This window comes from Shimia sp., assembly GCF_041624275.1.
Classification (GTDB): domain Bacteria; phylum Pseudomonadota; class Alphaproteobacteria; order Rhodobacterales; family Rhodobacteraceae; genus Shimia.
This window is the reverse complement of record NZ_JBFJVE010000172.1, coordinates 1-6576: the sequence shown is the minus strand read 5'-3', so window position 1 is coordinate 6576 and position 6576 is coordinate 1. Positions and strand designations below refer to the sequence as shown.

Here is a 6576-nt window from a genome sequence, read left to right as displayed (position 1 = left end):
GTTCTCGGCGATGAAACGCAGATAGCGCCGGTCGGCCCCGTCAAGCCCGAGGTGATCGACCCCGAGCCGGGTCAGCGCCCCGTCGGCCAGATCGCGCGTCACCCGCCCGTCGCCCTCGACCAGAGCGAAATCCACCACCCGGCGCAGCAGCCGCCCGGCGATGCGCGGCGTCCCGCGCGAGCGCCGCGCGATCTCGCGCGCCCCGCCCTCATCCGAGGGCACCCCCAGTTTGCGGGCATTGCGGGTGACAATCTGGTTGAGCTCGTCCTCGGTGTAGAACTGCAACCGCGTCGGGATGCCGAAGCGGTCGCGCAGCGGCGTGGTCAGCAGCCCCAGCCGGGTGGTCGCCCCGACCAGGGTGAAGGGCTGCAATTCGATGCGCACGGTGCGCGCCGCCGGGCCCTCGCCGATCACCAGATCGAGCTCGAAATCCTCCATCGCCGGGTAGAGCACCTCTTCCACCGCCGGATTGAGCCGGTGGATCTCGTCGATGAACAACACGTCGCGGGCTTCGAGATTGGTCAGGATGGCGGCCAGATCGCCGGCCTTGGCCAGCACCGGGCCCGAGGTCATGCGGAAACTGACCCCCAGCTCGCGGGCCATGATCTGCGCCAGCGTGGTCTTGCCCAGCCCCGGCGGGCCGTGAAACAGCGTGTGGTCCATGGCCTCGCCGCGCCGCCGGGCGCTTTCGATGAACACCGCCAGGTTGGCGCGGGCCTCGGCCTGGCCGACGAACTCGTCCAGCGCCTGCGGGCGCAGGGCGCGGTCGGCATCCTCGGGCCGCGGTTCGGGGCGCAATGTCGGGTCGGGCTGGTCCATATGTTAGCCTTTCGGAGCCAGAAGCTTCAGCGCGGCGCGGATCAGCGCCGCGGTATCGGCCTCGGGCGCCGCGCCAGAGGCCTGAGCCACCGCCGAGGCCGCCTCGCCGGGTCCATAGCCGAGATTGCTCAGCGCCGACAGCGCCTCGGCCTGCACCGAGGCCGCGGCAGCCACAGGCGCAACAGCTGCCGTCGCCGGCGCACTAGGGCTGTCCTCCAGCACCTCGTCAGACGCCGGCGCCCCCGAGGCGGCCTGCGCCAGCGTGCCGCCCAGCGCCATCACCGCCGGGGCCTTGTCCTTCAATTCGATCACCACCCGCTGCGCGGTCTTGGGGCCGACGCCCTTGGCGGCCTTGATCGCGGTCACGTCGCCCAGCGTCACGGCGCGGCCGACACCCTCGGCCCCGAGCGCGCCGAGAATGGCCAGCGAAGCCTTGGCGCCGATGCCCTGCACCCCCATCAAAAGCCGGTGCCATTCCTTCTCCAGGAGCGAGGTAAAGCCGAAAAGCTGCAACAGGTCCTCGCGCACCAGAAGATCGGTATAGAGCGTCACCGCCTCGCCAATGCCCGGCAGGGCGGCCATGGTGCGGTCCGAGCAGTAGACCATATAGCCGACGCCGCGCACGTCGATCAGCAGGTGGTCGCTGGCCCGGTAATCGATGCGCCCGGTAATCTTGCCGATCATGCGCCCACCCTCTTCAAGGCCGCTTCCAGCCCCGAGCCGGGGCGGCTGTAATGGGCGTGGCAGATGGCGATCGCCAGCGCATCGGCCGCATCGGCGCCGGCGATCTTCACCCCCGGCAGTTGCAGTTTCACCATATGCTCGACCTGATGTTTCTCGGCATGGCCGACCCCGACCACGGTCTTCTTGACCTTGTTGGGGGCATATTCGCCGACCGGCAACCCGGCCTGCGCCGGCACCAGAAGCGCGATGCCGCGCGCCTGGCCCAGCTTCAGCGTCGCCACCCCGTCCTTGTTGACGAACGTGTGTTCCACCGCCGCCTCCTCGGGTGCAAAGCGGGCGATGACATCGGTCAGCTGCTGGTGCAGCGACAGCAGCCGCACCGCCAGATCGCCCCCCGAAGAGTGGCAGATTCCGTTGGCCACGTGGCTCATGCGGCTGCCGACCGAGTCGATCACCCCCCAGCCCATGTTCCGCAACCCCGGATCGATTCCCAAAATGCGCATGAATGCCCCTGACTGCCCGTCATCTGTTGCTTTTATGAACCACTAGCACAAAAGCAGAACAAACGCCAAGAGCTTTGCAATGGCTGCATGAAGGTCGCCGGGCTATGCGCGGCGCTCAGAGCGGGGTCTGAAAACGACACGACCGGGGTCTGAAAGCGACAGGAACGGGCCGTATTTTCCGTTGTTTTATCAAAGGTTACATCCCATTTCGCACATGCAGAAACCGCATATCACCTATGCAAAAACTCCTGCTTGCGACACCGGGGCGCCCATCCTACATGCGGCCCAGAGAAAACGCAGACCATCAACCCAAACAGAAGGAAGATTGATATGGCCGCATTCGACACCACCCGTGCGCAGTTCGAGACTGCCAGCCTTGCCGGCCGCATCGGTCAGCTCTTCGCCTCGCTGGTCGCCGCCATCACCGAATGGAACGACGCCCGCGTCACCCGCAACGCGCTGGCCGCGCTTTCGGATCGTGAACTGGAAGACATCGGCCTGTCGCGCGGCGACATCGAGAACATCGCCTGAGGCGCACAAGCGCTTTCGCAGCCTGTTTTCGCATCCCGCGAACAAGAAAACCGCAGCTCCCTCGGGCTGCGGTTTTTTCATGTCCGGCCGTGTCTTGTGGCCGTGTCTTGTGACCGTGTCTTGTGGCCCGTCTTGTGCCCTGCCCTGCCCGTGCCCTGTCTTGCCCGGCGCGGTCTCAGCCGCGGGTCAGGGTCAGGGTGGTCCACTCGCCGATCTCTTCGCGGGTATGGACGCCAAAGCCCTGCGCGTCATAGGCCGCCACCACCTCGTCGGCCTGTTCGTTGAGAATGCCCGACAGGATGGCATGGCCACCCGGCGCGATATTGGCGCCCATCTCGGGGGCCAGCGCGATCAGCGGCGCCTTGAGGATATTGGCGAAGATCAGGTCGAAGGGCGCCCGGGCAGCGAGGGTCTCGTGGTCGAAACCGGCGGCCTCGACGCAGGCCACCCGCCCCTCGAGCCCGTTGGCGCGGACATTGGCCTCGGCGACGTCCACCGCCACCTGGTCGATGTCGCTGGCCAGCACCGGATCGGGCCAGATCCGCGCCGCCGCCATCGCCAGCACCGCGGTGCCGCAGCCGATATCGGCCACGTTTCGCCCGACGACCCCCTGATCGGCAAGCCGGTCGAGTGCCTTGAGACAGCCCAGCGTGGTGCCGTGATGGCCGGTGCCGAAGGCCATCGCCGCCTCGATCAGCAGCGGCTCGCAGTGGCTCGGCACCTTATCGGCATCATGGCTGCCATAGACAAAGAAGCGGCCGGCCTCGACCGGGCGCAGCTCGCGCTTGACCTTGGCCACCCAGTCGACATCGGGCAGTTCCGACACCGCGAAGGGCTTGGCGCCGAAGGCCGCCGCCAGCAGCGCCAGCGCGGTCTCGTCCGGGGCCTCGGTGAAATAGCCGCCGATTTCCCACAGGCCCGAGCCGTCCTCGATCTCGAACACGCCGACGCCGGTGGGCTCGGGCAGCAGCCGTTCCATGGCATCGGCCAGTTTCTGGGCCGGGTCTTTTCCGGGCAGCGTGGTGAGGGCGGTAAAGGTCGGCATGGCGGGCTCCTGACTGGTTGCAAGCGGCCTAGGCGCATCGCCGCCCGTCGTCAAGGTCGCGCGCCGAGCCGCTTCAGGAAATGCCAGCTCCAGAGCGCCGCCAGAACCCCGGTCAGCCCGCCCGCCAGCGTCTGGGCATAGACCACGCCGGGGGCCGCGAACCAGGCCGCGCCGAGCCAGGCGGCGGGCAGCATCAAAAGCCCGTCGCGGGTCCAGTTGCACAGGGTCGAGCGCAGCGGCCGGCCGAGGCTGTTGAACGTGGCGTTGGAGACGAACAGCGCCCCCACCAGCACGAAGGCGCCCGAGCCGTAAAAGGCAAAGGCGCGATAGACCGCCGCGCCCTCGGGGCCAAGACCGAAGATGCCGATCATCCAGCCCGCCGAGAGGCTGAGCAGCGCCCATGCCACCAGCGTGTAGGCGGCGCAGAACAGCAGGCTGTCGCGAAAGGTCTGGCGCAGGCGGTCAAACTGCCCGGCGCCGAAATTCTGCCCATAGATGCCGCCGATGGCGCCCGACAGCGAGAAGATGCCGCCAAAGGCGACCACGGTCAGCCGGTTGACCACCGCCCAGGCCGCCACCGCGTCATCGCCAAAGCCCGAGATCACCCCGGTCAGCAGGTAATTGCCGAAGGGGGTCGAGATCTGGGTCAGCATCGCCGGCAGGGCAATGACAAAGAACGGTTTCAGCACCCGCTTGAAGGTCTGCCAGCGCGGCAGCGCCATCATGTCATGGGTGCCGATGACGAACCACAGCGCCATCCCGGCCAGGATGAAGCGCGACAGGATCAGCGCATATGAGGCCCCGTCGAGGCCGAGGCCGAGATAGAGGATCAGCACCGGGTCGACCACCATCGACACCGTGCCCGAGGTGAGGGTGACGAACATCGCCCGCTTGCCGTCGCCCTCGGCGCGCAGCACCGCCGAGCCGACCAGCCCCACCGCCATCACCACCAGCGAGGGCACGGTCATCGCCAGGTAGCGTGCCGCCAGCCGCGCGGTTTCGCCCTCGGCGCCGACCAGATCCAGCAGCGGATAGCGGAAGCCGACGATCAGCGCCGCCACCAGCGCCTGAAAGCCGACGGTGATGACCATCGCGGTGGTGGCCTCGCGTTTGGCGCGCTGGCGCTGGCCCTTGCCGATCCGGGTCGAGACCATGACCGTGGCCGCGATCATCAGGCCGATGCCGGTGCTGATCGAGAAGAACTGCACCGCAAAGGCATAGCCGATCGCCGCCACCAGCTGCGGATCGCCGAGCCGCGAGATCCAGAACAGGTTGGCGAGATCGACCAGGAACACGAAGGTGATGCCGGTGGCCCCGGTCAGCGTCATGCGCACCACATGGCCCATGGTGGAGCCGGTGAGAAACCGTCCCTGTCGTCGCATCGTCACCCCTGCCTATTCCGCCGGGGCCGCCGCATAGCGGCTGAGCCTTGTTTCATTGCCCTTTTCCGGGTGGCGCGGCACCATGAGCGACAGGCCGAGCGAGACCAGCGCCATGGCGCAGGCCAGAAGGAACACCGCCCCCGGCGAGACCACCCAGAGCAGCCCCAGCAGCACCGGCAGGAACACCGCCGCGATATGGTTGATGGTGAAGGCCACCGCCGCCGTCGGCGCGATATCGCCCGGATCGGCGATCTTCTGGAAATAGGTCTTCAGCGCCAGCGCCAGCCCGAACAGGATGTGGTCGATGACATAGAGCACCGCCGCCACCGTCACCGACCAGTCGAACCAGTAGATGCCGCCATAGGACAGGAAGACCACCGCCAGCCCGACATATTCGAAGATCAGCGTCGCCCTTTCGCCGAACCGGGCCACGGCGCGGCCCAGAAGCGGCGCCACCACCATGTTGACCACCAGGTTGACGAGGTAGAGCCCGGTCAGGTGATGCACCTCGAAGCCGAATTTCTCGACCATCATGAAGCCGGCGAAGACCATGAAGATCTGCCGCCGCGCCCCGGACATGAACTGCAACGCGTAATAAAGCCAATAGCGTTTGCGCAGCACCATCTTCTTGACCTGCGGCGTCGGCGAGTCGAACTGCGGATAGGCCAGCAGGCAGAACAGCGCCATTCCGGCGGTGGTCAGCCCCGAGACCATGAAGACGATGTTGTAGCTGAGGTTCAGCCTCTCCCACATCAGCACGATCAGCACGAAGACCACCAGCGAGGTCGCCGAGCCCACCGCCATCAGCCAGCCCAGCATCTGCGGCGCCCGCGCCTTGGGCAGCCATTGCAGCTGCAACGACTGGTTGACGGTCTCGTAATAGTGGAAACCGAGCGAGCTGAGAAAGGTCAGCATCAGCAGCCCGCCGAGCGAGGGGAACCATGCGGTGAAGGCGGTGGCCACCCCCAAGAGCACCAGCGACACCATGCCCAGCACCTGTTCGCGCACGAAGATGATGACCGCGATCACCCCGACCGCGAGAAAACCCGGAATCTCGCGCACCGTATGCAGCAGCCCGATGTCGCTGCCGTCGAAACCGGCCCTCTCGATGACGAAATTGTTCAAGAGCGCATACCAGGCGTAAAAGGCGATCGGCATGGCCATGGCCATGACGAACAGCAGCGCGATCGGGCGGCGCCAGAACGGCAGCCGGCCGCTCTGATCGAGGGAAAGTGTCGTTAACATGCTTTGCGCTTACGCTGTTTTTGCGGCCTTGGCGAGCCGTAACGCGACGCAAAAACGCGCAATTGATGTGTGAGCGGGGGCCTCGGCCGCGCCCGGCGCCCCGGCGCCGGGGTCAGTAGAAGCTCTGCGGGTCGATGTCGACGCTGAGCCGGATGTCGCCCCTGAGCCGGAACTGGCCGACCCAGGCCGCCACCGCCTCCTGGATCGGCGCCCCCTTGTCGGCCTTGACCAGGAGCCGCACCCGGTGCCGCCCGCGCACCCGGGCAATCGGCGCCGGCGCCGGGCCGAAGACCTGCGCCCCGATGGCGCGCAGGGCGCCGTCGTTGCGGGCCAGCGCATTGCCGAGATCGAACACCCGCTGCACGTC

At 67.1% G+C, this 6576-nt stretch carries 7 protein-coding genes and 1 pseudogene; 1 reads left to right on the top strand and 7 read right to left on the bottom strand.

The genetic code is table 11. The annotated features are described in order from the left end of the window. The 3 genes from ruvB to ruvC form a co-directional block, all read right to left on the bottom strand. Positions 1–819 (bottom strand): Holliday junction branch migration DNA helicase RuvB (gene ruvB / locus ABZD10_RS12480; RefSeq protein ID WP_372886921.1); only part of this gene is annotated, 819 nt, incomplete at its 3' end. Between the two features lie 3 nt (positions 820–822). Continuing rightward, positions 823–1503, bottom strand: a complete 681-nt coding sequence (gene ruvA / locus ABZD10_RS12475; RefSeq protein ID WP_372886920.1) for a Holliday junction branch migration protein RuvA — start codon at positions 1501–1503, stop codon at positions 823–825. Beyond that, positions 1500–2006: a crossover junction endodeoxyribonuclease RuvC gene (ruvC, locus tag ABZD10_RS12470; RefSeq protein ID WP_372886918.1), complete on the bottom strand. Its 507-nt coding sequence runs from the start codon at positions 2004–2006 to the stop codon at positions 1500–1502. Before ruvC ends, ruvA begins: the two co-directional genes overlap by 4 nt. A gap of 330 nt (positions 2007–2336) precedes the next feature. Between ruvC and ABZD10_RS12465 the strand changes: the two genes are divergently transcribed. Further along, on the top strand, positions 2337–2537 hold the full coding sequence (locus ABZD10_RS12465) for a DUF1127 domain-containing protein (RefSeq protein ID WP_372886917.1): 201 nt from the start codon (positions 2337–2339) through the stop codon (positions 2535–2537). 175 nt (positions 2538–2712) lie between these two features. Here the strand turns inward: ABZD10_RS12465 and ABZD10_RS12460 are convergent, their stop codons facing one another. The 4 genes and pseudogenes from ABZD10_RS12460 to ABZD10_RS12445 form a co-directional block, all read right to left on the bottom strand. Then, positions 2713–3582 carry a 50S ribosomal protein L11 methyltransferase gene (locus tag ABZD10_RS12460; RefSeq protein ID WP_372886916.1) on the bottom strand — a complete coding sequence of 290 codons (870 nt, stop codon included), beginning with the start codon at positions 3580–3582 and terminating at the stop codon, positions 2713–2715. Positions 3583–3632: 50 nt separating this feature from the next. Next, positions 3633–4964, bottom strand: coding sequence for an MATE family efflux transporter (locus tag ABZD10_RS12455; protein ID WP_372886914.1), 1332 nt, complete (start codon positions 4962–4964; stop codon positions 3633–3635). A 12-nt stretch (positions 4965–4976) separates the two neighbouring features. Then, entirely contained in the window at positions 4977–6209 is a 1233-nt protein-coding gene (locus ABZD10_RS12450; protein ID WP_372886913.1) for an MFS transporter, read from the bottom strand. 112 nt (positions 6210–6321) lie between these two features. Next, a pseudogene (locus ABZD10_RS12445) lies at positions 6322–6576 on the bottom strand (primosomal protein N'); the annotation flags it as partial.

What these genes read in the sequence shown, in the direction of transcription:
- ruvA (WP_372886920.1), bottom strand. Translation starts at nt 1,503, where the DNA reads ATGATCGGCAAGATTACCGGGCGCATCGATTACCGGGCCAGCGACCAC.
- ruvC (WP_372886918.1), bottom strand. Translation starts at nt 2,006, where the DNA reads ATGCGCATTTTGGGAATCGATCCGGGGTTGCGGAACATGGGCTGGGGG.
- ABZD10_RS12465 (WP_372886917.1), top strand. Translation starts at nt 2,337, where the DNA reads ATGGCCGCATTCGACACCACCCGTGCGCAGTTCGAGACTGCCAGCCTT.
- ABZD10_RS12460 (WP_372886916.1), bottom strand. Translation starts at nt 3,582, where the DNA reads ATGCCGACCTTTACCGCCCTCACCACGCTGCCCGGAAAAGACCCGGCC.
- ABZD10_RS12455 (WP_372886914.1), bottom strand. Translation starts at nt 4,964, where the DNA reads ATGCGACGACAGGGACGGTTTCTCACCGGCTCCACCATGGGCCATGTG.
- ABZD10_RS12450 (WP_372886913.1), bottom strand. Translation starts at nt 6,209, where the DNA reads ATGTTAACGACACTTTCCCTCGATCAGAGCGGCCGGCTGCCGTTCTGG.